Source organism: Psychromonas antarctica, from assembly GCF_022267535.1.
In the GTDB taxonomy this organism is placed as follows: domain Bacteria; phylum Pseudomonadota; class Gammaproteobacteria; order Enterobacterales; family Psychromonadaceae; genus Psychromonas; species Psychromonas antarctica.
In genome coordinates, this window is record NZ_JAHNZV010000006.1 from 41,277 (window position 1) to 66,822 (window position 25,546).

Here is a 25,546-nt window from a genome sequence, read left to right on the forward strand (position 1 = left end):
TGTTATAACTCCTCTCTAACCCAAGCTGATTTGAACATCAACGCCAGCAGCTAGATCTAGCTTCATTAGTGCGTCAACAGTCTTTTCAGTTGGTTCTACGATATCAATCAAGCGCTTGTGAGTGCGAATCTCATATTGGTCACGAGCATCTTTGTTTACATGCGGTGATACCAATATTGTGAAACGCTCTTTACGAGTTGGTAGTGGGATAGGACCACGTACCTGAGCACCTGTGCGCTTTGCAGTTTCAACGATCTCCGCCGTTGATTGATCGATCAGTTTGTGATCAAAAGCTTTAAGGCGGATACGGATTCTTTGGTTCTGCATGGACCAAAACTCCAATAGTTAAAAATACAACATACAAACAAACACCTGACAATCCATACAAGATAGATCTCAAGTGCTCATTCAAACTAGTTACTCCCCAATCGGGAGCCATTTTGATAACCTAAGAATCTAGGTTATGGGCATATCGCCCGCCTGCTATATTGGCAAGTGCGGGAGATAATACAGCAATTCCCGTTCAACACAAGGCTTTCTTAATCTTTTGTTTGATATATGTTTTGTGCTGAATAGATGCAGTATGGCGTATCAACAAGCAAACTCAGCATCGACTTAAACTGTTCTTCATCTGTCGATGGTATACTGTAAACATAGCTATCAGTAAAATGAGGAATATCTGTGCCAGCCTTTCTTACACTTGTCAAAAAGATTCAACAGCAAGCGATGATTAACAATCACCGGCAAATATTACGTGTACAAGGAGAGCTGGCTTGGTGTTATCAACAAACCACATTTTTAATTAGCCATTTGCAACAGCCTTTTTTTTGGTGTGGGCCTGCACCGAGTACGATTACTGCCACAACTTACAAACAGGTGTTAGGCCAAGAGGTTTCGCTCCTGATTATCAACGCACATCATAATTTTGATGCCAATACTTTTGCGGCTAGCGAAGGCACGTTACGCGGTGGTGGTTTATTAGTGCTTATTAGCCCCCTTGAGATAAATACAAATGATTTATTCTATCAATATCTCAATGCACAGTTTCATCAATTTGATTTTATAACCATCACCCAAAATCAGCCGCCACCTAATTTCATTGCGACGATGCCAAAAGTAACCGTTAGCAATGACCTCAACCTATACCAACAAGAAAATGCCGTAACCGCTATTATAAAGACCATCACAGGACACCGGCGGCGGCCGCTCGTCTTAACGGCGAATAGGGGCCGAGGCAAATCAGCAGCGTTGGGTATTGCTGCCGCGCAATTATTAAATTCAGGCCTAAAAACGATCTTAGTCTGCGCCCCTAATAAACGAGCGACAACAACCCTTTTTAAACATGCTCGACTGTTATTGAATGCCCAACAGCAAACACCTTTTTCTATTATTGAGCAAGGTAAAACTATTCTATTTATAGCCCCCGATAATCTGCTTGCTGATAAACCTAAATGTGATCTACTGATAATTGATGAAGCAGCTGCATTGCCAGTCCCAACATTAGAAGCGCTTGCCAAGCATTATAGCCGTGTAGTTTTTGCCACCACCTTACACGGCTATGAAGGTTCTGGACGCGGTTTTGCCCTTCGCTTCCAAAAACAGTTAAGTAAGATAACGCCACACTGGCGCCAAGAGCACCTTGATCAACCAATTCGCTGGGCCAGTGATGATCCCCTTGAGTCCTTTACCTTAAATAGCCTTTGCTTAGGCGGCTCGGAGGAACAATTAGCACAATATGATATGCAACAAGCAGTGCAATTTGAACAATTAGAAAGAAAAAAGTTAATAAAAAACCGATCCTTGTTACAAACGGTTTTTTCTTTATTAGTACTGGCCCACTATCAAACAAAACCTTCCGATCTAGTGCAAATGCTAAATGACCCCACACTTCATATCTTTGTCGTGAGGCAAAATAAGCAGCTGCTTGGTGTCGCATTGATTAATGAGGAAGGCGGTTTCAATGAAGAAATGTGTAAACAGATTTGGCTAGGCACACGTAGAGTGCAAGGCAACTTAGTTGCACAATCGCTCACCTTTCATAGCGCTTGCCAACAAGCGGCTGCGTTGCGTTACGCGCGAATTCAGAGAATTGCTATTCACCCATCGCTACAAAACCACGGGCTGGGAAAACAATTTGTAGAATATTTAACGCATTGGGCAGGCGAACAACAATTTGATCACCTGTGTGCCAGTTTTGGCGCAACAGCAGCGTTATTGTCTTTTTGGCAACAATTAGGATTCACAACATTACGCATTGGTTTAAGTAAAGATAGTAGCAGTGGCAGCTATTCGTTGATCGTTAACCGACCATTGTCTTATGAGGGGAAAATATTAGATACACAAATCCATAGCCAATTTAAGGCACAATTTCCCATACAATTAAGTCGCCATCTGCAAGATATGGATAGCGAGCTAGTTTTAATTTTATTACAAGAGTTCGAAAAAAAGGAGACAGCGACGACACAACTTGAGAGTTATTTACAAGGCAATCTTGCTTATGAGTTTATTGAGCCGGCTTTAATTACCCTATTACTGAGTGTTAACTTAAAAAACTTAGATAAAACACAGCAATGCCTTACAATAGAAAAAATATTACAAAATAATAGCTGGGCCGAGATTTGTAAAAAACACCATCTTACTGGCAAAAAAGAAGCTCAAAGCACCCTTAAGAGCGCCATTAAACAAATATTAATACAAGAAGAAAATCATGCGCCTAGATAAATATATAAGCCAGTCAACGACAATGACCCGTAGCCAAGCTAAAAAGACCATTGCACAAGGGCGTATTAGCAGCTCATCTACCACTATCCGTAACAGCGCTTATCAAGTATCTGATAATGAAACAATCAATTTTGATGGCAAACCAATTAGCGTACGCGGATTGCGTTATATCATGCTCAATAAGCCGAGCAATTTTATCTGCTCCACCATCGATGAGCAGTTACCCAGTGTCTTTAACTTAATTACGGTAGAAAAACGCGAGCAGTTATTCATAGCGGGCCGACTTGATGCAGATACAACAGGCTTAACTTTAATTACCGACGATGGTCAGTGGTCACACAAAATCACTAGTCCACGTAAAAAATGCGCAAAACGTTACCGAGTTGAACTTGCCGAACCGCTTGCCGATAATGCTGTCGCACTCTTTAATGAAGGCATTCAACTTAAAAGTGAAAACCAACCTTGCTTACCCGCTACATTAGAGACTATTTCTGAAACAAAAGCTTTATTGACTATCAGCGAAGGAAAATACCATCAAGTTAAACGTATGTTTGCTGCGATTGGTAGCCATGTGATCGCACTGCATCGCGAACAAATTGGAGAAATTGAATTGGATACAGCACTTGCTCAAGGGGAATGGCGTTACCTAACCCCGCAAGAGGTGAGCAGCATTGCCTAAACCTGAAAGTTTTAATGAACAATGTTATGCCCTATTAATGCAGATCCCTAAAGGTAAGATTGTTACTTATGGCGATATTGCCCATGCATTAGATTGCAAAGCTTATCAAGCAGTCGGTAATGCCATGGCTGCCAACCCGAGCCCGATTATAGTTCCCTGTCATCGCGTGGTAAAAGGCAATGCTGATGTCGGTAATTATGCTTTAGGGCGCGATAAAAAAATTGCATTACTGCGCAGCGAAGGTATTGAAATCGATAACCACAAAATTATTGATTTTGCTGCTGTGCGCTTTCATTTTTTCGGTCAGTGAGTCGATGGTTATTATCAGATGAATTAAAAAAAGCGACAATATATTGTCGCTTTTTAGTTCCCTTAGCTAGCGTCATAAATTAGAAAGGTGCGGGATATTGCTTAAGAATATTGGCGATATCTGTTAGTGCCTGTGCTGAAAGTGGTGCTTTAAACGCATCAATATCCTCAACAAGCTGCGTCATACTCGTCGCGCCAATAATCGTTGATGTGACTCCGTCGACTTGATCACACCATTTTAGTGCCAATTGTGCTGTGCTAATACCGTTCGCCACTGCTATTTCTTGATAAGCTTTTATGGCCAACTCAGATACGGGTGTATCTCGAAAGAGTCTATTACGCTGACTAAAAGTCCAGCGGCTCCCCTGCGGACGTGCGCCATTTAAATATTTACCGCTCAGCATACCACTGGCCAATGGCGACCACGGTAGATAAGCAATATCCTCTTGCACACAATTTTCAATTAAATAAGGCCAATCTTTACTGTGTAATAAATTAAACTCATTCTGAATCGAAACCATACGCGGTAAGTCATACTTCTCACTCAGTTTAAGGTAGGTATTAATCCCCCAAGGGGTATCATCACTTAATCCGCAAAAACGTATTTTACCTGCTTTAACGCACTTATCTAACCCTTGTAATATATCTAACATCTGGGCAGTTTGCTGCGCACTATCGGCATCGCTAAACTTAAAGCTATTGGGTGCATGCTTGCCAAAATGAGGCGATTGTCGATTTGGCCAATGTAATTGAAAGAGATCAATATAATCTGTCTGCAAGCGTTTTAAGGAAGCATCTACCGCACTCTCCACCGCGTCACCTGTGATTAACCCGCCATCACGTACCCAATCTAAACCAGGACCTGCAATTTTACTGGCGAGTATAAAATCCTGCCGTTTGCTTGGATTTTTAGCAATATAATGACCAATGATAGTTTCAGTTTTACCATAAGTCTCAGCTGAAGGCGGCACGGCATACATCTCGGCGGTATCAATAAAATTAATTCCCTGCGCCAACGCATAATCAATCTGCTGAGCGGCATCTTGCTGGTTATTTTGTAATCCCCACGTCATGCTGCCTAAACAGATGCGTGAGACATCTATCGCGCTGCTACCTAACTTTGAATACTGCATGTAACCCCCTGATAAAAAGCAAAAGTGATCTCAATGTAAAGATTATTGCCAATCCTGTCTATTAAATATCATCGCTAATATACAAATTCATCTTAGAGGAAAATAAAAAATACTAAATAATAAAAAGCTTAAGATGACAATCTAAGGTTACCTATTCGTCATCATCTCCTGCGCAGTGCCTCGCAAAGAAATCTAAGAGAGGTGATGTTTATGTGATTTATTTGCTATAATTTACTTTTTATTTTACCCTGCACGCCTCTGCGAGGTTTCCAGATTTTAAGCGATATAAAACAATAAGATAATAGTTTTACGCCCTTATAATGGAGGCTTTTTTTATCTAAAAAGGAACTTTAATCATGAAATTTTTATCTCGTACTCTTTCTGCTGCTTTGTTGGCAACAGCCATTATTCCAAGTAGTGCAATCGCCGCACATGGATTTAAAGATACTTTGTTGTATCGTTTATTCACTACCGATGCGGGTCAGCATCCCTATATCCAAGATATTTTTCACCAACAATTTGTATTACGTAACAAAGCAAATTTTAGATTAAAACGTTGTTTAACAAATATCTCAGCAGATGTGCCAGAATCAGCGGATATAACGCTTTATGTTAATTACGATCGCGGTTATACAGCGATGCAGAAACTAGGCAACTGCTATACACAAAAAACAGGTATTAGTATTGCAGTCGAGCATGCCTTACCTGGTGATGACATGGCTGGGATTTATAGCGATCGCGCTGCTTCGGGTGATGCACCAGATCTTATTTTGTGGGCACACGATCGCATTGGTCAATGGGTTGAAGATGGTTATATATCCCCCATCTCGCCACGTAGAAGAATGTTTAATTCAGTGCCTCTCACAACATGGGAAGGCGGAAAATATAAAGGCGAATATTATGGCTTTCCAATAGCGATTGAATCAAGCGCACTAATCTATAACAAGGCCCTGATTAATCAACCACCCACTTCGTTTGAAGAGATTAGCGCACTTGACTTGGATGCTGTCAAAGCGATTGAGTGGGATTACAAAAACACCTATTTTACATGGGGGTTATTAGCCGCTGATGGTGGATACCCGTTCTTGCAAACGGCAGACGGTTGGAATGCAAGTGATATTGGCGTTAATAATGCTGGCGCCGTTACTGGTCTTAGCGCCGTTAAAAACTTGGTTGAAACTGGTGCATTAGATCCGGCTGCAAATTACGACTCGATGAATGAAGGTTTCCTTAATGGCTCTGTGGCAATGATAATCAATGGCCCTTGGTCTTGGCCAACATATGAAGCGGCGGGTATCGACATTGGTATTGCCCCCCTTCCCAGCGTTGCAGGTCAAAATGGCAAACCGTTTAGTGGCATTATGATGTACCTTGTCAGCAGTCAGTCACCTTTTCAGAGTGAAGCTCAGTCATTTGTACAGAACTACCTGTTAACCGAAGAGGGCGTTGCATTGATTGAGGAGGACTATCCTCTCGGCGGCGTATTGAATATCTCTTACGTATTAAGTGATGATAACAACCCGCGTATCCTGGACACTTTGCAAGTCGCTGTCAGTGGCCAACAAATGCCTAACATTGCTGAAATGAGTAATTTTTGGAATCCAATGGCCAAAGCAATCGAACAAGCTATTTCTGGCGAATTAACCGTTCGTGAGGCCTTAGATCAAGCCGCAGTAGAAATGCAATAAAAAAGTAAATAGCGGAATCGTTGGCGATTCCGCTATTTTATTACTCTGCCATAAATATAAATTACGCCTTACCTTTATTGCTATTATCCAACCGTTCAATTTTATCATTGGTAAGCGGTGGTGCAGGATGAACCGCAATAATAGTATCGCCTTCAATAGGTTGGTAATTATCACCAATTTCAAAAGGTTTTAAACCTTCTTTACTATTGATAACAAAAAGGGGGACGGCACTTTTATTGGTTTGCTGGTAATCATGCCAAAGGAAAGACTCTCCTAACTTAGTTGCTTTTACTTTCCCAGCTTTGGTAAGCAAACTACTTAATTTAGCAAAAGTAACATCACGGCCAAATAAAATCTGCCTTGAACGAAATGTAGAACTGACTTTATTGCTTTTGTTATGATTTCCACCAGAATGCAGAGAAAAAACAACCTGCTCACCTAATAAATGCGAAAAATGCTGCACACCCAGCGCATTAAAATGAGGATTAGGTGACAGTGCCAGCACTGTTTTTAAGTCCGCTAATGGCACAAAACGTTCTGCATGTTCCGATTGCGCATTCCCGTAATAACAGGAAAGCCCTGCCATGCGTGCTAAATGGCAGTTTTCCCAAGCCGGATCAGACAGTAAAACCGAGAAGCCAAGTTCTTTTAGACCTAAAGCAATACCACGTGCAACGTGATTACCACCGATAATTAATACCATAGAAGGATCCGGTTTTCGCAATCCTAGCCACTTCGCCAAAGGTGTCCCCGTCAGGCTTTGCAGTACAACAGTGACAATAATGACCGTAAAGACCAACGGCACAATTTTATCCGCATCAGCGACACCCGCTTCTGCCAGACTTAAAGAGAAAACCGACCCAACCGCGGCGGCAACGATCCCTCTTGGAGCAATCCAAGCCAGTAATATTCTCGCTTTAAAAGTAATCTGAGTCCCGAAGGTTGAAGCCGCAATACATAACGGACGCGCTATAAATAGCACCACCGCTAGAAACACAAAGACCATCGGCCCGAGCAATAACAGACTGTCTATATCAAGCCTTGCAGCCAGTAAAATAAATAGGCTGGAAATTAAGATCATGGAGAGATCTTCTTTAAATGCCAACACCGCGCTTAAATCAAGATCATCCTGATTCGCTAACCAGATACCGTAGATAGTTACCGCAAGTAAGCCAGATTCATGACTAAGTAAATTAGATAAGGAGAGGCTAGCAAGTACCAATGCAAGCACCATAAATTTATGTAATTCGTAGGGCAACCATTCACGACGTATAATTAATGTTGTAAACCAGCCAGCAAACACGCCAATAAGCGATCCTATCGCTAATGTTTTGAGCAGGGAAAATAAAGTATTGAGTGCTGCATCCCCTCCATTGGCGGAGGTCACAGCTCCAAATACCAGTACGGCAAAGAGTGCGCCAATAGGATCAATCACGATCCCCTCCCAGCGTAGAATAGAATCAACTTCTTTAACGGGTTTCATACTATTTAACATAGGCGCAATAACAGTCGGGCCGGTCACAACCAAAACGGCGCCAAGTGTTGCTGCAACGCGCCAATCCAAATCAAGCAACCAATAGGCCGCCAGCCCAACAACAGTGAAAGTCACTAAGATACCGATTGAACAGAGGTTTGTCACCACTTTGCCAATCCCCTTTAGCTCTTTGAAATGCAAGGTTAATGCACCTTCAAATAAGATAATAGCAACAGACAGAGAGATAACAGGAAATAAAAGATCACCGAGTAAATTATCGGGATTTAATAAACCTAGGCCGGGTCCCAAAATTAACCCCGTTAGTAAAAGAAATAAAATGGCAGGCACTTTTAATGACCAAGCAAGCCATTGGGCAAGCACCGAGACACACGTGATGGCGGCAAACATAATCGCTGTCATAAATACCCTATTTGATTAATAAAAATAATATTCGTGTCATACACAACAAAGCATTCTTAAGAACAGTACGCAAAAAACAAGCAACACCCAATCCAACTAACTCAGGACGAGTTAAAGTGAAATATTATAGCTGCTAATTGTGACAATAAGTAAATTCAAAGCCATTGAATTTCCGCGCATCTAATCATAACCCATCAAACTAATACTAAAGCCAGATAAGTTACAACACTAAGAGCCAAACGGGTCGGAATAAAGGGTGAAATTTAATTAGAGCAATTACTATAGGGACAACATAAACACACAAAAAAAGTCCCACATAAAGTGAGACGATTTAATTTACCACCAAAAACGAATGCTAATACAGTTATTTTCCCTGTGGACGCATATGTGGGAATAGCAACACGTCACGGATAGTGTGACTATCAGTAAACAGCATTACCAAACGGTCAATGCCAATACCTTCACCTGCTGTAGGCGGTAACCCGTGCTCTAATGCAGTAATATAATCGGCATCGTAAAACATCGCTTCATCATCACCTGACTCTTTCTGCGCCACTTGCTCCAAGAAACGCTCTGCTTGATCTTGTGCATCGTTCAGCTCAGAGAAGCCATTAGCAAGTTCACGACCACCAACAAAAAACTCAAAACGGTCGGTGATACTTGGATCTTGATCGTTACGACGTGCTAGTGGTGAAACTTCAGCAGGGTAGGCGGTAATAAAGGTCGGTTGCAGTAGTTTATGTTCCGCTGTTTCTTCGAAGATCTCAGTTAATACTTTACCTTCTCCCCAGCCATCTTTCAGATTTACATGTAAACGAGCCGCTAATGCTTTTAGCCCTTCCATACTTTCAAGTTCAGATGCATCAACACCTTCATTGTATTCAATCACCGCTTCTTTCATGGTGATGCGGATAAAAGGTTGGCCAAAGTTAAACTCTTGTTCACCGTATTTAACAATACTTGATCCCAGTACGTTTTCCGTAATAGTACGTAACATATCTTCGGTTAAGTTCATTAGATCGATGTAATCAGCATAAGCTTGGTAGAATTCAATCATAGTAAATTCTGGATTGTGACGTGTTGAAACCCCCTCATTACGGAAACTGCGATTGATTTCAAATACACGCTCAAAACCACCTACGACTAAACGCTTGAGATTTAACTCCGGTGCAATGCGCAAGTACATAGGTAAATTAAGTGCGTTATGAAACGTTTCAAATGGTTTGGCCGCCGCACCACCCGGAATCGCTTGTAACATGGGCGTTTCAACTTCCATAAAATCACGATCATTTAAGTACTGACGGATAGCAGTAACAATTTTATTGCGCAGAATAAAAGTTTTACGTGATCCTTCATTGGCAATTAAGTCTAAATAACGCTGGCGGTAACACGCCTCGGTATCTGCAAGACCGTGGAATTTATCGGGTAATGGGCGCAGCGCTTTCGTTAATATACGGATTTCGCTGACTTTGATACTTAGCTCATTCGTTTGCGTTTTAAATAACACACCTTTAGCACCTAGGATATCGCCTAAATCCCATTTTTTAAATTCTTCATTATAGAAACCTTCAGGCAGATTATCTCGTGTAACATAAACCTGAATACGTCCACCCATATCTTGAATAGTCGCAAAGCTGGCTTTACCCATAATGCGACGCATCATCATACGACCGGCAACACTGACTTCAACCGCTAATTCAGCTAACTCTTCTTTGCTTTTATCATTGTATAATTCATGTAAATTATCAGAGATATTTTCACGGCGGAAATCATTGGGGAAGGCCTGTCCCTTTTCACGCATTGCATTAAGCTTATCCATACGCTGCGCTAGAATTTCATTTAACTCTTCTTTAGGTGCTTCTGTTGGGTTTTTCTCTGACATGATTTTTCCTATTTATTTTCTTTCAATATAATTTATTTAATTCACGAGCTAACGCAACGCGATGATTACAGTCCAGATTTTAGGCTAGCTTCAATGAATTTATCTAAACCGCCATCTAATACCGCCTGAGTATTACGGCTTTCAATGCCGGTTCTTAAATCTTTAATCCGCGCATCATCTAATACATATGAGCGAATTTGGCTACCCCAGCCAATATCCGATTTACTATCTTCACTGATTTGTTTTTCGGCATTTTGTTTCTGCAATTCATATTCATACAGCTTGGCTTTTAGCTGTTTCATTGCTTGATCTTTATTCTTATGCTGTGACCTGTCATTTTGACACTGCACCACAAGATTAGTCGGTACATGGGTAATACGCACCGCAGATTCTGTCGTATTAACGTGCTGTCCTCCCGCTCCAGAGGCGCGATAAACGTCGATACGTAAATCGGCAGGGTTTATCTGAATATCAATATCATCTTCAATTTCAGGGTAAACAAATGCAGATGCAAAGGAGGTATGACGACGACCACTTGAGTCAAAGGGGGATTTACGTACCAAGCGGTGCACACCCGTTTCAGTTCGCAGCCAACCAAAAGCATATTCACCTGAAAAGCGAATAGTCGCGCCTTTAATTCCCGCCACATCACCCGCTGAAGCTTCCATTAGTTCAGTTTTATAACCATGAGCTTCACCCCAACGAAGATACATACGCAGCAGCATATTCGCCCAATCTTGCGCTTCGGTACCGCCAGAGCCGGATTGAATATCTAAATAACATGAGCTGGCATCGTGTTTACCTGAAAACATGCGTCGGAATTCTAAGATTTCTAATTTTGTCTCTAATTGCTCAGCTTCCTTGAGCGCTTCATCAAAACTATCTTGATCTTGTTCTTCAACCGCCATCTCTACCAGCATCTGAATGTCATCTGTTCCTGCCGTTAAGACATCAATAGTTTCCACCACCAACTCCAACGCACTGCGCTCTTTGCCTAACGCTTGCGCTCGCTCCGGATCATTCCATACATCAGGGGATTCGAGTTCGCGGCTAACTTCTTCTAGCCGTTCTGATTTGGCTTCATAGTCAAAGATACCCCCTAAGCAGCTCGGCGCGCTCAGTTAGGTCTTTTACTTTATTTAAAATAGGGTTGACTTCAAACATCAAAGATCTCAATTAGATTGATAGTAAAAAAGAGTCGAATTTTAACCAATCTCAAGCGAAATATATAGTGCAGATAGAAAATAAAAATCTGAATCCATATGATTACTCGGTTTTTTATCCTGAGCAATCGCTAGCGGCAAATAATTAGCTCTGACAAAACGACGCAAAATAACAAAATACCACTTAGATCAACAAGTTAACAAAAAAAGCTTAGCGACTTAATCGTTTCTGCCTGTTAAGGCACTCAGCGCAGCAACAGACAGAAATAGCGACACTGTCGTCAATTGTCGATAACGAGCTGCTCTGAGTCAGCTAGGAGAACGATGATTTGCCCACATTTGTGGTGATTTTATTCTGCCTGCATGCTTATTTTCAAAATATTTGCACATTTTGAGCGCTTTCTTGGTGCAATTATTTTTGATTGCAGTAAAGTTAACCACCGCTTAGTTCAAAACAAGGTTCACCTCCACCCGATACAGGTGGAAAGTGACGCAATTTACCAATTGTATAAAGGAGTATGTTATGGAAATGTTATCTGGCGCCGAAATGGTTGTCCGCTCACTACAGGACGAAGGTATTGAACATATTTTCGGTTACCCTGGTGGCTCAGTATTGGATATTTATGATGCGATTTTTCAATGCAGCGATATTGAGCATTTCTTGGTTCGACATGAGCAAGCCGCCGTACATATGGCAGACGCTTATTCACGCTGCACAGGTAAGGTAGGCACGGTACTAGTGACCGCCGGACCAGGCGCAACAAATTGCATTACAGGGATTGCAACGGCATATATGGATTCAATTCCACTGGTCGTTATTTCCGGGCAGGTTCCGACCAACTGGATTGGAGATGATGCCTTCCAAGAAGCCGATATGATAGGTGTTTCACGCCCAGTGGTAAAACACAGTTTTTTATGTCGCACTGCGCAAGAAATTCCAATGGCGATAAAAAAAGCCTTTTATCTTGCATCAACGGGCCGCCCAGGACCTGTTGTTATTGATTTACCAAAAGATGTACAAAATCCGCTGCTTAAATTTCCTTATGAATATCCAAAAAGTATTGAATTACGCTCATATAATCCAACGCTCCGAGGACATAAAGGACAGATAAAACGCGCACTGACAGCATTACTCGCAGCTAAAAAACCAGTACTTTATGTCGGTGGCGGCGCGATTATATCAAATGCCTCCAAGCAAATTATTGAGCTGGCTGAAAGGCTCAATTTACCCGTAACCAATACATTAATGGGCCTTGGCGCATTTCCTGGACAGCACAAACAAAATATCGGCATGCTCGGTATGCACGGTACTTACCAAGCCAATCGTTCGATGCACAATGCCGATCTTATTTTTTCTATCGGCGCACGCTTTGATGATCGCGTCACCAATAATGTCGACAAATTCTGTCCAAATGCAAAAATAATGCAAATTGATATTGATCCAACCTCAATATCTAAAAACATTCATGTTGATTTACCTATTGTTGGCTCTATCGAAATAGTATTACAGCAAATGCTGGTTCTGCTTGATGAAACACAAGCAAGTAATGACAGCGAAAAAATCAATTTATGGTGGGATCAAATAAACGAATGGCGCGCAAAAAAATGCCTTGCTTATAAAACCTCAGAGACTTATATCAAGCCTCAGCAAGTCATCGAAAGTTTATACAAAGTCACCAATGGTGATGCGATTATCACCTCCGATGTAGGTCAGCATCAAATGTTCGCCGCCAACTATTATCCCTTTAAAGAGCCGCGCCAATGGATCAACTCAGGTGGACTCGGCACGATGGGGTTTGGTCTGCCAGCTGCTATTGGCTGTAAAATTGCCCATCCTGAGAAAACCGTTTGCTGCGTCACGGGTGATGGTTCAATTCAGATGAACATTCAAGAACTGTCTACCTGCATGCAGTACAAAATTCCGGTTATTATTGTATTACTCAATAACCGCTCTTTAGGTATGGTTAAACAGTGGCAAAAAATGTTCTACGGCGGTCGTCAATCACACTCTTATATGGACAGTGTCCCTGATTTCGTCAAACTTGCCGAGGCATATAATCATATCGGTATTAAAGTTGACAAAATTGAAGAACTTGAGCCCGCTCTGCTACGTGCGGTTGAACTCAAAGATCGCGTCGTATTTATTGATATAGCGATTGACCCGGAAGAACATGTTTACCCGATGCAGATAAAATTCGGCAGCATGGAAGATATGTACCTTAGCAAAACGGAGAGAACCGATGCGTAGTATTATTTCTGTATTACTTGAAAATGAATCAGGAGCACTGTCTCGCGTAGTCGGTCTGTTTTCCCAACGGGGTTACAATATCGAGTCCCTGACCGTTTCACCAACTAATGATAAAACATTGTCACGTATGACCATTACCACCGAAGTAACCGATGTAGAAACGCTTGAACAGATGATGAAACAGCTGCATAAGTTAGTTGATGTATTGCGAGTAACTGAATTAACAGAAGGGCCACATGTTGAACGGGAGCTTATGTTAGTGAAAGTGCGCACACTCAATGGCACACGCGAAGAGGTTAAGCGTTGCGTCGATATTTACCGTGGACAAATAGTTGACATTACACAACACCTTTATACTATCCAGTTGAGTGGTACCTGCTTTAAATTAGATGCGTTTGTTACAACGCTTGAAGAAACCAGTGAAATCGTTGAAGTCGTTCGCTCTGGTGTTTGTGGCATTGCACGTGGAGAAAAAGCATTGCGCGGTTGATTATGACTCATAGAGTCACCGTTAATAAGCACTAAAATAGAAATGCAAAGCAGATAATTATCGCTTTGCATTTTTTATAAGGAGTTAGCCCCATGTTTGAATTAGGCGCATTATTACTCTCTGCCTTGGTTTTATTTCTGTTTGGCGTATCTCTGCTAAGTTTAACCATAATAGCGATGATCATGATACTGAGTTTTATTTTACTGACCACTCTCTCATTTATTTTTAAATTTGGTTTTTGGATATTACTGGCCGTTGCTATCTATTATTTCTTTAGTAAAAATAAGGAAGTCCAATGAAATCTATTATTTTATTGCTATTAGCGAGCACACTTTTTATCAGCAATAGCGCATTTGCTAATCTATTAGCAGTCGACAAGGGTTTTGCACGGGCCACGCCGCCACATGCCAAAAATGGCGCTGCGTTTATGATGATTCACAATGCGGCTAAAAACGACATAAACCTTATCGCCGCGAGTAGTGATATTGCGGAACGTGTAGAGTTACATAATCATGTGATGCAAGATGGTTTAATGAAAATGCGTCAAGTTAAACAGATCAGTATCCCCGCAGGAGGGCAACAAAAATTACAGCCGGGTGGCTATCACATTATGTTTTTACATTTGAAACAACAACTTAAAGATGGCGAGTCAGTGGCAATACAATTGCACTTTGATAACGGCGAAATACTGTCAGTTACCCTACCAATAAAAAAATAACTGTACAAAAAACACTAACAAATAATTTAAATTAGGAATAACAATGAAAAAACAGATCTGCGCAGCTCTTGTAGCTGGTGTTATTAGCATGCCGACAATGGCTGATTTTTTAGGTGTCTATGCGGGGGTTGATTACCGCACCACTAGTACAAGCCATACCGCCAATGGATATACTGGCGGGTTCGATGACACTAATAACCTGTCAGGTTACATTGCATTTGAGCACTTTATCCCGCTTATTCCCAATGCAAAACTAAAGTACTCTTATCTGGACGCTGAAGTCAGTGGCACTTCAACTGAAATTAACAGCTCAGAAGCCAGTGCTATTTTGTATTATGAACTATTTGATAACGATTTATTTGAATTGGATTTGGGCTTAGCCTATAGCCGTATTGAGACAGACTTTCAAAACTTAAGCACCGATTTAGGACAAGCCTATGGCGCAGCAAAAGTGCATATCCCTGGCGCGCCCGTTTATGCTTTTGCAGAAGTGATTGCTGGCTCGCTAGCTGATGATGATGCAACCGATGCAGAGTTCGGCCTTGCTTACACGTTCAACCCAGATTCACTATTATTAAACGTTTCTGTTCGTGCCGGATACCGTTTCCAAGATGCTGAAATCAACAACTTTAAACAAGAAAATAAAGGCTTATTTGCCGGCCTAGACGTGCACTTTTAGAGGCACGATATGCCACTATAAAAAATGCGTATAAATTAATTTGTATACGCATTTTTGTTCATTAAATTACAAGCAGGACTCGCCAAGACCTTAGCAACTAGCTCGCTTGTGCACAACCGCAAGGATTTACTGACTTACCGATGATGACAGTAGCTGATACTGGATTATGTAATACTCAGTACTCCACGACTGACGGTGCTGCAGTAACAGGCATCGCGCAAATTACAGTTACCTCTTCTTTTGCTAATACGGGAAGCACTAGTTGGCGCGACTTTGGCGGTATGTACTTCAATAATTATGCAATACGCTTAGTTAATGATGGTAGTAACAGTGTCGATATCTACAACTTAGATTCGGAAAATAACACCATTACTCCAGTTTCTGGTGACGTTACTTGGCAAACAATTACGGTTAACGATAAAACACTTGTTACTTTCAGTACCGATAACTTGGTTTTATCTGAGATTAATGGGCTGATTTTAACTGAAATTGGCGGCTATGTCAGAATCGGGGAAACATGGGGTGACAGTCCGGAGGACAATGAAGTTGAGTTGATGTTTAATGGCATTGCGAAAGACGATATCTTAGCTGCGTTTATTCCAAGTAATATCAGCGATAATGTAATTCCATTAACCGCACTAATTGGCAGTTGGAAAAATGACGATGTCGTTTTTCAATTTAACTCTGATATGACTTATAACATGCAGCAAATTACTGATTATCAAGTGGGTGATGATTCCTATGCGGGGACAGAGTTTGGCACTTACAGCTACGATCCTGATACCGGAGCTATCACGATTGCTCTTATCAGCGCAGATAATAATGGCACCTCGGGGCTTTCTGATTATGTGAATAATCCCGATAATTCTTTTGTACTTACTGCATATCAAGCTGACAGCAGTGTAACCTTCTCTTATGTTGATGGTGATGAGAGTGGTGAATTCACATTGACGGCCAGCACTGACGCTCCTGATGCGTTTTCAACTGAGTACGTAGCAGGGAAAACATTTTATGTAGTCTGGTTTGGTGATGGCGATGATGTGAATGGCGATCTGTATAATGTGCCTGTGGTGATTGAAATGAACTTCAATGCTAACGGGGAATTAACTGGAACGGGTTTATTGAACACAAGCATTCCAGCAGATCTGATTTTGCATTATCAGGTTAGTGACAACGGGCTTCTATATATTGAAGAAGACCAAGATACAGCAAGCGAAGGAAACCGTATAAGTTGCGGTAGCACTTCTGACTATATCAAAACACAATTTGTTGTTAATGAGCAATTTGACAATGTGGATCTATACTTCTTTGATAAGCAAACCGCATTAGATTACGCAAGTGGATTAACTGAATCCATTCCTGTCTGTACTTTATAATTAACCGCAATAATGAATCAACACCTGTCAGCTGATAGGTGTTTTTTATTATTTAACCTCAACTCGGAATAATGAAAGCGAAATTAGCTGCGCTGTATCGATTTGCTTATCCCGAACCGAGGTTATTTACCTTAAACTCAGTCATCACAAGAGCCGTTAGAATAAGGCTTTCAAATAGTCCTGCTAACTGCAGACTTGTGAGCATTAAATTCCACTTTGTTATAAAAAATTATGCCTATTATTATATTAGCAACTCAAACAAGCGTATTATGATTGTTCCCTCCTCTTTATGTGATAATGGGAAATAATATTTTGGCACTAAACAACCCCTCTGCTTTAACCTTAACTTTAGCTGACACATACCGGATGCAGCCCTTGTTGTAATAACAAATAACGCTTGTCACTTAGACACAACAAATTTTCATCAACATCAACCCCGCTAAAAAGATCACTCTCATTAACATTGACATTACAAACAATGATCTAATTATAACAAACTCATTTACAGGTCCTTTGTTTACTGATGAGAATGTTAAATTTAAATTTTGATTGTAAGTTGATATATTTAACATCTACTATTAGCTTTGATTTCCCCCTCGAACAAATATTGACTTAGATCAATTTTCACTCTAGTTTAGACACTATTCACTGATAATCTTAACTTGGAGGTCACCATGGAAAATTTCAAATTATCCCATCAAAAACCCAGTAAAGCTTCTGAGTACATCGCTTATAAAATAACTCAGATTTTAAAGTTTATGCTCAATATCTTTTACGGTACTAAATATGCAAAACGCGCCGTAATATTAGAAACAATAGCAGCAGTGCCGGGCATGGTAGCAGGCATGCTCAACCATCTAAAAGCACTGCGTCGTATGCGTGATGATCAAGGGTGGATACGGGAGTTATTAGACGAAGCAGAAAATGAACGCATGCATTTGATGATTTTCTTAGATATCGCCAAACCAAGCCGCATTGAACGCATACTGGTATTATTAGGTCAAGGTGCTTTTTTAGTGGTTTACAGCTTGTTGTACATTATATCAAGTAAAACTGCACACCGAGTCGTCGGTTATTTTGAAGAAGAAGCCTGTAAGAGTTACAGCGAATACTTAGATAAAATTGATCAGGGAGAGGTAGAAAACACAGCCGCCCCAAGCATCGCAATTAGCTACTATCAGTTAGATAGTGATGCAAAATTAAGGGATGTAATACTGTGCATCCGCAACGATGAAGCAGCTCATCGTGATCGTAACCATCAGTTTGCTGATTCTTTTGAATCTGGCGACTTACCGGAGCATCAAAAATAATAACAGTATGAGTTAACTGAAACTAAGCGTCAGGTATGCAGGTTAGCAAGTAACCTACAAAAATAACTGACGCTTTTTCTCTTCAAACTTTTTCAAAAATGATAGACCTTGGCATTAAATTTTATCTATTTAAAATTCAAATAATTTACTTCAACTTGAGACACTGCACTGGGATTAAAAATCTATGGAGTTAACTGAATCCCATAGAAATACACTTTAATGCATTCTGAGTAACCACAAAGCATATTATATAGCCTCCACAGAGGAGAAAATAACAACCATTGTCAGGTATTCTATCGGCCGCCAACATCAGTCAAAACCTCTTGATCTTTAAATATCTAGCCGTATTCGCGTGGCAGAATAGATAACTGCTCGACGTATTGGTAAAAATAAGATTTTTAGAACTCAAATTGTAATTCCATTTTGTTATAAAAGATTCATTTCTATTATTATATTGTCAGCTCAACAATGCGTACTATCATGATTATCTTTATGTAATAGTGGAAAATAGCGTTATGGCACTAAACAATCTCTCGGCTTTAACCTCACCCTTGTCTGAGTTGCAACTTTCGCAACTGCAACAGGCTATGCTAGGTTTAACCCCAGTTCAAACAGCTTGGGTCAGCGGTTATTTAGCCGCTCAAAGCCAACAATCTATTACGCCGCAAGCAACAGCAGCCAGCGGCCAAAGCCTGACTATTTTATACGGGACGCAAACCGGTAACGCCAAAGGTGTTGCAGAGCAGATTGCAGAACAAGCCAGCAGCAAAGGTATCGCAAACCGTATTGTTTCCATGGCTGACTATAAGATTAAAAGCATTAAAGATGAAAGCCATCTTATTATCGTTGCGAGTACTAATGGTGAAGGTGAAGCGCCGGATGATGCGATAGATCTACATCAGTTCTTAGCCACTAAAAAAGCCCCGCAATTAGACAACCTTAAATTCGCTGTTTTAGGGCTCGGTGATTCAAGCTATGAGTTTTTTTGCCAAACAGGCAAAGACTTTGCGCAACGGATAAGTGCATTGTGCGCGACTGAAATTGTTGAACGTTTAGATGCCGATGTTGATTATGAACAGGTCATACCGACTTGGATTGAAACGGTATTAACTGCAGTTGAAAAAACACTAGAAAAAGGTGGCGTTGCCAGCGTAACCTTGGCTTCAGCAATGGCGCCAATATCGACCAACAAATATGATAAACAAAACCCTTTCGCTGCGAACCTGTTAGTTAGCCAAAAAATAACGGGGGAACAATCAGCAAAAGATGTACGCCATATTGAAATAGATTTACAAGGTTCTGATCTTACCTACACAGCAGGTGATGCATTAGGTGTTTGGTTTAAAAATGACAGTCTATTGGTGGCCGAAATCACGGCTAAATTAAATCTTGATGCAGCAACAGAAGTTAAGATCGATGATACAACCATCTCTTTAGCTGATGCACTGATTGAATTTTACGAATTAACCAGTACACACCCAGCATTTGTTGCCGGTTATGCGGCACTCACCAATAACCGCGAACTATTAACCTTAACAGAAGATAAAAATGCACTACGTGAATTTGCCAATAATCACCAAATTATTGATGTCATCAGTGACACTGGCAATGAAAACCTGACCGCGGAAAATTTCCTTTCACTACTACGCCGGATCAGCCCTCGCTTATACTCGATTGCATCAAGCCAAGCAGAAGTCGATGAAGAAGTTCACTTAACCATTGGTTCCGTGTTATTTAATAATACCCTAGGTCAACAACGCTCTGGCGGGGCATCCGGTTTTTTGAATCATCGTTTAGCAGAAGATCAAGAAGTAAAGGTGTTTATAGAAGATAACCATAACTTCCGCTTACCTTCCAACCCAGAAACACCTATTATCATGGTCGGCCCTGGGACAGGTATCGCCCCATTCCGCGCTTTTATGCAGGAACGTGAAGCAACCGATGCAATGGGTAAAAATTGGTTATTCTTTGGTGAGCAAACCTTTAATGAAGATTTTTTATACCAAGTTGAATGGCAAGCACACTTAAAATCAGGCTTGTTAAGCAAACTTGATTTGGCTTTCTCTCGCGACCAAACAGAAAAAATTTATGTACAAGATCGTCTTAAAGAAAATGCCGCTGACGTTTACCAATGGTTACAAGATGGCGCACATTTTTATGTCTGTGGTGATGCCAACCGCATGGCAAAAGATGTACAAACAGCACTCATTGAGATTATCAGTGAACAAGGTAAATTAAGCACTAAAGACGCAGAACAATACTTAACCGAATTAAGACAAACAAAACGCTACCAGAGGGATGTTTACTAATGAGCCAGAAATTACACGATAATGAACGTATTAAAATTGAGAGTAACTTTCTTCGCGGTAAATTAGTTGAAGGGCTCAATGACAACACAACGGGTTCATTCACACCTGATGACGTGCAGTTAGTTAAATTCCACGGTCTGTATCAGCAAGATCATCGAGATTACCGTGCCGAGCGTAAGAAGCAAAAATTAGAGCCGTTATACTCTTTTTTATTACGTGCACGTTTACCCGGAGGTATCGTTACACCACATCAATGGCTAGAAATTGATCGTATCGCATCGGAGTTAACAGATGCGGGCAGTATTCGCATTACGACGCGTCAAACTTTTCAATACCACGGTATCTTCAAACGTAATCTTAAGTCAGTATTTCAGGAGCTTAAGTTTAAAGCAGATATAGATTCAATTTTCACAGCTGGCGATGTTAACCGTAATACAATTTGTACATCGAATCCGGAGCAATCTGAATTACACACAGAAATATATGAACTCTCCAAAAAACTCAGCGAACACTTTCTACCAAAAAGTAAAGCCTATGCAGAGATCTGGCTAGATGGTGAGAAAGTATTAGAGACTGAAGATGAACCGATTTACGGTAAAACACTATTACCGCGTAAGTTTAAAATTGCAGTAGCACTACCCCCTTATAATGACGTTGATATTCATGCCAATGATCTTAACTTTATCGCTATTATTGTCGACAATAAAATCACTGGTTATAACGTTGTAGTCGGCGCTGGTTTAGGGATGACCCACGGCGATAAGACCACTTTCCCGCGGCTAGGCGATGACTTTGGCTTTATTACTGCCGATAAAGTGATGGCGATTGCGGAAGCGGTGGTGACCACCCAACGAGATCTCGGTGGCCGCGTTAGCCGTGCTCATGCGCGAACTAAATACACGATAGAAACCCACGGTGTTGAGAAGTTTAAAAACGAAGTAGAAAAACGTTCAGGTGTGATCTTTGCCGCGCCGGGGTCTTACGAATTTACTGAGCGTGGTGATCGCATTGGTTGGGTGAAAGGAATTGATGATAAATGGCACTTAACCGTCTTTATTGAGAATGGCCGAATTCTTGATTTCATCGGTAAACCACTAAAATCAGGTTTAGTTAAGATTGCGAAAGTACATCAGGGTACTTTCCGTATGACCGCTAATCAAAACTTGGTTATTGCTAGTGTTCCTGAATCTGACAAAGAGAACATAGAGGCATTAGCACGTGAATGTGGGTTGATTGACGATAGTACCACCGATCAACGCAAATACTCGATGGCCTGTGTTTCATTACCGACTTGTCCATTAGCAATGGCGGAAGCTGAGCGTTATCTGCCAGGTTTAACCGATGATGTAGAAGCGTTATTAACAAAGCATGGTATTGCAAAAGATAAAATTATTTTACGAGTAACAGGCTGTCCAAATGGTTGTGCTCGTGCAATGTTGGCTGAAATAGGCCTCGTTGGCAAAGCACCCGGTCGTTATAACCTTTATTTAGGCGGCAATACCAACGGCACTCGCTTACCTAAAATGTATAAAGAAAATATTGATGAAGTAACCATCATTACAACCTTAGATCAACTTATAGGCCGCTGGGCAAGTGAACGAGAACAGGGTGAATGTTTTGGTGATTTTTCAATCCGAGCAGGTATCATTGCAGAAGTCATTATCGCTTCGAGGGATTTTCATGACCAATAAACTACATATTGCAGCGCTATTAAACTTAGATAAAGCACAGCAGAAAGAATCGCTAGCCGATATTAATCTTCAGCTCAACGAGATGACAGCAAAAGAACGAGTGAAATGGGCGCTTGAAAATATTGAAGGTGAATTTGTTTTATCCTCAAGTTTCGGAATTCAAGCCGCAGTCTGTTTACATCTGATCACACAGATAAAAGCAGACACGCCGATTATTTTAACTGATACAGGATATCTATTTCCTGAAACTTATCAGTTTATCGATGAATTGACTGAAAAGTTAAATCTTAATTTGAAGACTTATCGGGCACAGCAGAGCAGTGCATGGCAGGAAGCACGCTACGGTAAGTTGTGGGAGCTAGGTGTTGATGGTTTAACTCGCTACAATTTAATTAATAAAGTTGAGCCGATGAAACGCGCACTGAAAGAATTGAATGCCGCAACTTGGTGCTCAGGTTTGCGCCGAACGCAGGCATCCAGTCGTGAAGATCTGCCTGTACTGAGTATTCAAAATGCTTGTTTTAAGTTTCTACCTATTATTGATTGGAGTAATAAAGACGTTCATTACTACCTTAAAGATAACAACCTTAAATACCATCCACTTTGGGATCAAGGTTATGTTTCTGTGGGTGACGTGCAAACATCCCGCCCCCTTGAAACGGGTATGAGTGAAGAGGAAACACGTTTCTTCGGTTTAAAACGCGAATGTGGCTTACATGAGGATCAAACTGAAAATCTTGGCAGTGGTATTTAACCTCTCAGATTTACTAAGCCGTGATTGAAAACGCCGTTGACAGCGGCTTTTCTATTTACATAAAAAATAATAGGGGTTAAAATTTGTGCGACTTTGCCGATAGAAATAAAAAGAACTAGATCCCAACCCAAGGAATGAAGGTTATGAAGCAGTCGCTTTTTTTATTGTTGATATTTACATTTTCCCAATACGCCAGTGCATACGATTCGCAATATGATGTAATACAAGTTTATTCTCAGGATGAACTCAACCACTTAGTCAACATTAATCAGCATCTACAACGAGTGAAAGCAGATGATTGCCAATTAGTCGAAGATATCAAAGCACATGCGCTAAAAATAAAAGAACCCGCATATACCTATTTATGGGGTGATATGCTTGCCTGGGGAGTCTGTGTTGAACGTGATGCCAGACTTGGCATGTACTATATCAAACAATCTGCGAAGCAAGGTTTATTGCCAGCTATTGAACAATTAGGCCGTTACTATGAAAGAGGGACTCTAGTTGAAGCGAATAAAGAGCGCGCAATTATCTATTACCGAGAAGCGGCACTGCAAGGATTTTTGAATGCACAATTTAACTATGTACGCATGTTAATTGATGGTTATGGTAGTCCCGTTGATTATGAAGATGCCTACCGCGCATTATTTCTTAGTATAATAGATAATGCAAAACTTAAACGAAAGTCACGACGACTACTTTCTCAACTCGCAGAAAAAATGCCCGAAAATGTGGTCACACGTGCACGTAAAGAGGTAATGTAATTTTATTGCACAGTGCTATTTGGCTAGAAATAATCTAAATAGCGCTGTTAACCTATTTTCAATGGGAGCCTATCCCTACCTCACTTCATTCAGTCCTGAAGCTAAAGTAATCAATTCCCCCCTGCACAGTCCGTATATAAAATTGATGATGTTTCTACGCAAGTGAGGAACTTTACAGCCATTTACAGCCTTTATTGGAACAACCATGTCAATGTTATAATAATTACTGTTACAGCGACCTCTACTGCGGCTCTTAATATCCCCCCCTGTCTAAACGCATCACTCTCAGCAGTAATATCAATACGCTAAAATAAAATTCTAAAATCAAAGAGTAATTATGACTCGATGATTGTAAAGCTAACACCTACATTCTTTTACAGGTGCAGCGTACTTTCACGGATAATCCGTTTTCTGCAGTCATAAAAAAAGAGAGCCTAAGCTCTCTTTTTTGTATTGTTCAATCTATCAATTTAAAGAGTAATTATTACTCGATGATTGTAGAAACAACACCAGCACCAACAGTACGGCCACCTTCGCGGATAGCGAAACGTAGACCTTCATCCATTGCGATTGGACCAATTAGTTCAACGATGAACTTAAGGTTATCACCAGGCATTACCATTTCAACACCTTCAGGAAGCTCAACAGCACCAGTGATGTCAGTTGTACGGAAATAGAACTGTGGACGGTAACCTTTGAAGAAAGGAGTATGACGTCCGCCTTCATCTTTGCTTAGGATGTACACTTCAGACTCAAATTTAGTATGAGGAGTGATTGATCCTGGTTTAGCAAGAACTTGACCACGTTCAACGTCATCACGCTTAGTACCACGTAGAAGAACACCCACGTTTTCACCAGCACGACCTTCGTCAAGCAATTTACGGAACATCTCAACACCAGTACAAGTAGTTTTAACTGTTGGACGAAGGCCAACGATTTCAACTTCTTCACCAACTTTGATGATACCGCGCTCAACACGACCAGTAACAACTGTACCACGACCCGCAATTGAGAATACATCTTCAATTGGAAGGATAAATGGTTTGTCAACATCACGCTCTGGAAGCGGAATGTAAGTATCTAGTGCATCAGCAAGTTCCATGATTTTAGCTTCCCATACTGGGTCGCCTTCAAGTGCTTTAAGAGCAGAACCTTGGATAACAGGTAGATCATCACCTGGGAAATCGTATTCAGAAAGAAGTTCACGAACTTCCATTTCTACTAGCTCAAGAAGCTCTTCATCATCAACCATGTCACATTTGTTTAGGAAAACAACTAAATGTGGAACACCAACTTGACGAGAAAGTAGGATATGCTCACGAGTTTGTGGCATAGGGCCATCAGTTGCAGCAACAACTAAAATACCACCATCCATTTGTGCAGCACCCGTGATCATGTTTTTAACATAATCGGCGTGTCCAGGACAGTCTACGTGTGCGTAGTGACGAGATTCTGTATCGTATTCGATGTGAGAGGTATTGATTGTAATACCACGTTCGCGCTCTTCAGGAGCGTTATCGATAGATGCGAAATCTTTAACAACACCGCCGTGTACTTTAGATAGTACAGCAGAGATAGCCGCTGTTAGAGTTGTTTTACCATGATCGACGTGGCCGATTGTTCCAACGTTTACATGTGGTTTATTACGTTCAAATTTAGCTTTAGACACAGTGTGTACCTTCTTTATCAGTTAATACCTCTCCACATGCCATCACATGGAAAGGTCATAGTTTAATTT

General features: G+C 40.9%; 21 protein-coding genes. 15 read left to right on the forward strand and 6 right to left on the reverse strand.

Annotated features, from left to right (window positions below):
• Positions 1-15: 15 nt before the first annotated feature.
• Complete coding sequence (gene rpsJ / locus KSO91_RS03110) at positions 16-327, reverse strand: 30S ribosomal protein S10 (protein WP_011771756.1); 312 nt, start codon at positions 325-327, stop codon at positions 16-18.
• Between the two features lie 354 nt (positions 328-681).
• Between rpsJ and KSO91_RS03115 the strand changes: the two genes are divergently transcribed.
• Genes KSO91_RS03115 through KSO91_RS03125 form a run of 3 tightly spaced genes read left to right on the forward strand, consistent with a single transcriptional unit; the run spans position 682 to position 3,710 of the window.
• Entirely contained in the window at positions 682-2,721 is a 2,040-nt protein-coding gene (locus KSO91_RS03115) for a tRNA(Met) cytidine acetyltransferase TmcA (protein ID WP_238741233.1), read from the forward strand.
• On the forward strand, positions 2,708-3,400 hold the full coding sequence (locus KSO91_RS03120) for a pseudouridine synthase (protein ID WP_238741236.1): 693 nt from the start codon (positions 2,708-2,710) through the stop codon (positions 3,398-3,400). The genes KSO91_RS03115 and KSO91_RS03120 overlap by 14 nt, the downstream gene beginning before the upstream one ends.
• The gene (locus KSO91_RS03125; RefSeq protein ID WP_238741238.1) at positions 3,393-3,710 is read left to right on the forward strand and encodes an MGMT family protein; all 318 of its coding nucleotides are present in this window, start codon (positions 3,393-3,395) and stop codon (positions 3,708-3,710) included. The genes KSO91_RS03120 and KSO91_RS03125 overlap by 8 nt, the downstream gene beginning before the upstream one ends.
• Positions 3,711-3,789: 79 nt before the next feature.
• On the opposite strand, the gene KSO91_RS03130 is transcribed toward KSO91_RS03125, so the two are convergent.
• Positions 3,790-4,842: an aldo/keto reductase gene (locus KSO91_RS03130; protein ID WP_238741240.1), complete on the reverse strand. Its 1,053-nt coding sequence runs from the start codon at positions 4,840-4,842 to the stop codon at positions 3,790-3,792.
• Positions 4,843-5,198: 356 nt separating this feature from the next.
• Here KSO91_RS03130 and malE point away from each other — a divergent pair, with 356 nt between their 5' ends.
• Positions 5,199-6,530: a maltose/maltodextrin ABC transporter substrate-binding protein MalE gene (gene malE, locus KSO91_RS03135; protein WP_238741242.1), complete on the forward strand. Its 1,332-nt coding sequence runs from the start codon at positions 5,199-5,201 to the stop codon at positions 6,528-6,530.
• 61 nt (positions 6,531-6,591) lie between these two features.
• Here malE and KSO91_RS03140 read toward each other — a convergent pair whose 3' ends face one another.
• The 3 genes from KSO91_RS03140 to prfB all read right to left on the reverse strand — a co-directional run bounded on the left by KSO91_RS03140 (position 6,592) and on the right by prfB (position 11,470).
• Positions 6,592-8,424: a cation:proton antiporter gene (locus KSO91_RS03140; RefSeq protein ID WP_238741244.1), complete on the reverse strand. Its 1,833-nt coding sequence runs from the start codon at positions 8,422-8,424 to the stop codon at positions 6,592-6,594.
• A 364-nt stretch (positions 8,425-8,788) separates the two neighbouring features.
• Complete coding sequence (gene lysS, locus KSO91_RS03145) at positions 8,789-10,306, reverse strand: lysine--tRNA ligase (RefSeq protein ID WP_238741246.1); 1,518 nt, start codon at positions 10,304-10,306, stop codon at positions 8,789-8,791.
• A gap of 65 nt (positions 10,307-10,371) precedes the next feature.
• Positions 10,372-11,470, reverse strand: a protein-coding gene (gene prfB, locus KSO91_RS03150) for a peptide chain release factor 2 (RefSeq protein ID WP_238741249.1) whose coding sequence is annotated in 2 segments (ribosomal slippage) — positions 10,372-11,394 and positions 11,396-11,470 — 1,098 coding nt in all. Because the reading frame shifts where the segments join, the coding sequence is not laid out codon by codon here.
• Positions 11,471-11,992: 522 nt separating this feature from the next.
• Between prfB and KSO91_RS03155 the strand changes: the two genes are divergently transcribed.
• The 11 genes from KSO91_RS03155 (at position 11,993) to KSO91_RS03205 (ending at position 23,808) form a co-directional block, all read left to right on the forward strand.
• A complete protein-coding gene (locus tag KSO91_RS03155) occupies positions 11,993-13,717 on the forward strand; it encodes an acetolactate synthase 3 large subunit (protein WP_238741251.1) in 1,725 nt (574 codons plus the stop codon).
• Positions 13,710-14,207 (forward strand): acetolactate synthase small subunit, encoded by a 498-nt coding sequence (gene ilvN / locus KSO91_RS03160; RefSeq protein ID WP_238741253.1) that lies wholly within the window; start codon positions 13,710-13,712, stop codon positions 14,205-14,207. Before KSO91_RS03155 ends, ilvN begins: the two co-directional genes overlap by 8 nt.
• A gap of 92 nt (positions 14,208-14,299) precedes the next feature.
• Entirely contained in the window at positions 14,300-14,506 is a 207-nt protein-coding gene (locus KSO91_RS03165) for a hypothetical protein (RefSeq protein WP_238741255.1), read from the forward strand.
• On the forward strand, positions 14,503-14,925 hold the full coding sequence (locus tag KSO91_RS03170) for a copper chaperone PCu(A)C (RefSeq protein WP_238741257.1): 423 nt from the start codon (positions 14,503-14,505) through the stop codon (positions 14,923-14,925). Before KSO91_RS03165 ends, KSO91_RS03170 begins: the two co-directional genes overlap by 4 nt.
• Before the next feature lie 43 nt (positions 14,926-14,968).
• Positions 14,969-15,604, forward strand: coding sequence for a TIGR04219 family outer membrane beta-barrel protein (locus KSO91_RS03175; RefSeq protein ID WP_238741259.1), 636 nt, complete (start codon positions 14,969-14,971; stop codon positions 15,602-15,604).
• Positions 15,605-15,744: 140 nt separating this feature from the next.
• A complete protein-coding gene (locus tag KSO91_RS03180) occupies positions 15,745-16,980 on the forward strand; it encodes a hypothetical protein (RefSeq protein WP_238741261.1) in 1,236 nt (411 codons plus the stop codon).
• A gap of 674 nt (positions 16,981-17,654) precedes the next feature.
• Positions 17,655-18,290, forward strand: a complete 636-nt coding sequence (locus KSO91_RS03185) for an alternative oxidase (protein ID WP_238741263.1) — start codon at positions 17,655-17,657, stop codon at positions 18,288-18,290.
• 515 nt (positions 18,291-18,805) lie between these two features.
• Positions 18,806-20,599 carry an assimilatory sulfite reductase (NADPH) flavoprotein subunit gene (locus tag KSO91_RS03190; RefSeq protein ID WP_238741265.1) on the forward strand — a complete coding sequence of 598 codons (1,794 nt, stop codon included), beginning with the start codon at positions 18,806-18,808 and terminating at the stop codon, positions 20,597-20,599.
• Positions 20,599-22,290: an assimilatory sulfite reductase (NADPH) hemoprotein subunit gene (cysI, locus tag KSO91_RS03195; protein ID WP_238741267.1), complete on the forward strand. Its 1,692-nt coding sequence runs from the start codon at positions 20,599-20,601 to the stop codon at positions 22,288-22,290. The genes KSO91_RS03190 and cysI overlap by 1 nt, the downstream gene beginning before the upstream one ends.
• Positions 22,280-23,044 carry a phosphoadenylyl-sulfate reductase gene (locus KSO91_RS03200; protein WP_238741270.1) on the forward strand — a complete coding sequence of 255 codons (765 nt, stop codon included), beginning with the start codon at positions 22,280-22,282 and terminating at the stop codon, positions 23,042-23,044. The genes cysI and KSO91_RS03200 overlap by 11 nt, the downstream gene beginning before the upstream one ends.
• A 143-nt stretch (positions 23,045-23,187) precedes the next feature.
• Complete coding sequence (locus KSO91_RS03205) at positions 23,188-23,808, forward strand: tetratricopeptide repeat protein (protein ID WP_238741272.1); 621 nt, start codon at positions 23,188-23,190, stop codon at positions 23,806-23,808.
• Between the two features lie 484 nt (positions 23,809-24,292).
• Here KSO91_RS03205 and tuf read toward each other — a convergent pair whose 3' ends face one another.
• Positions 24,293-25,477 (reverse strand): elongation factor Tu, encoded by a 1,185-nt coding sequence (gene tuf, locus KSO91_RS03210; RefSeq protein WP_238741274.1) that lies wholly within the window; start codon positions 25,475-25,477, stop codon positions 24,293-24,295.
• Positions 25,478-25,546: the final 69 nt, after the last annotated feature.

Excerpts from the sequence above, each read along its gene's own strand:
- KSO91_RS03130 (WP_238741240.1), bottom strand. The coding sequence starts at position 4,842 with ATGCAGTATTCAAAGTTAGGTAGCAGCGCGATAGATGTCTCACGCATC.
- KSO91_RS03170 (WP_238741257.1), top strand. The coding sequence starts at position 14,503 with ATGAAATCTATTATTTTATTGCTATTAGCGAGCACACTTTTTATCAGC.
- KSO91_RS03175 (WP_238741259.1), top strand. The coding sequence starts at position 14,969 with ATGAAAAAACAGATCTGCGCAGCTCTTGTAGCTGGTGTTATTAGCATG.
- KSO91_RS03205 (WP_238741272.1), top strand. The coding sequence starts at position 23,188 with ATGAAGCAGTCGCTTTTTTTATTGTTGATATTTACATTTTCCCAATAC.
- rpsJ (WP_011771756.1), bottom strand. The coding sequence starts at position 327 with ATGCAGAACCAAAGAATCCGTATCCGCCTTAAAGCTTTTGATCACAAA.
- KSO91_RS03140 (WP_238741244.1), bottom strand. The coding sequence starts at position 8,424 with ATGACAGCGATTATGTTTGCCGCCATCACGTGTGTCTCGGTGCTTGCC.
- KSO91_RS03190 (WP_238741265.1), top strand. The coding sequence starts at position 18,806 with ATGGCACTAAACAATCTCTCGGCTTTAACCTCACCCTTGTCTGAGTTG.
- KSO91_RS03120 (WP_238741236.1), top strand. The coding sequence starts at position 2,708 with ATGCGCCTAGATAAATATATAAGCCAGTCAACGACAATGACCCGTAGC.
- KSO91_RS03165 (WP_238741255.1), top strand. The coding sequence starts at position 14,300 with ATGTTTGAATTAGGCGCATTATTACTCTCTGCCTTGGTTTTATTTCTG.
- KSO91_RS03155 (WP_238741251.1), top strand. The coding sequence starts at position 11,993 with ATGGAAATGTTATCTGGCGCCGAAATGGTTGTCCGCTCACTACAGGAC.
- lysS (WP_238741246.1), bottom strand. The coding sequence starts at position 10,306 with ATGTCAGAGAAAAACCCAACAGAAGCACCTAAAGAAGAGTTAAATGAA.
- KSO91_RS03185 (WP_238741263.1), top strand. The coding sequence starts at position 17,655 with ATGGAAAATTTCAAATTATCCCATCAAAAACCCAGTAAAGCTTCTGAG.
- malE (WP_238741242.1), top strand. The coding sequence starts at position 5,199 with ATGAAATTTTTATCTCGTACTCTTTCTGCTGCTTTGTTGGCAACAGCC.
- cysI (WP_238741267.1), top strand. The coding sequence starts at position 20,599 with ATGAGCCAGAAATTACACGATAATGAACGTATTAAAATTGAGAGTAAC.
- KSO91_RS03200 (WP_238741270.1), top strand. The coding sequence starts at position 22,280 with ATGACCAATAAACTACATATTGCAGCGCTATTAAACTTAGATAAAGCA.
- KSO91_RS03180 (WP_238741261.1), top strand. The coding sequence starts at position 15,745 with ATGATGACAGTAGCTGATACTGGATTATGTAATACTCAGTACTCCACG.
- ilvN (WP_238741253.1), top strand. The coding sequence starts at position 13,710 with ATGCGTAGTATTATTTCTGTATTACTTGAAAATGAATCAGGAGCACTG.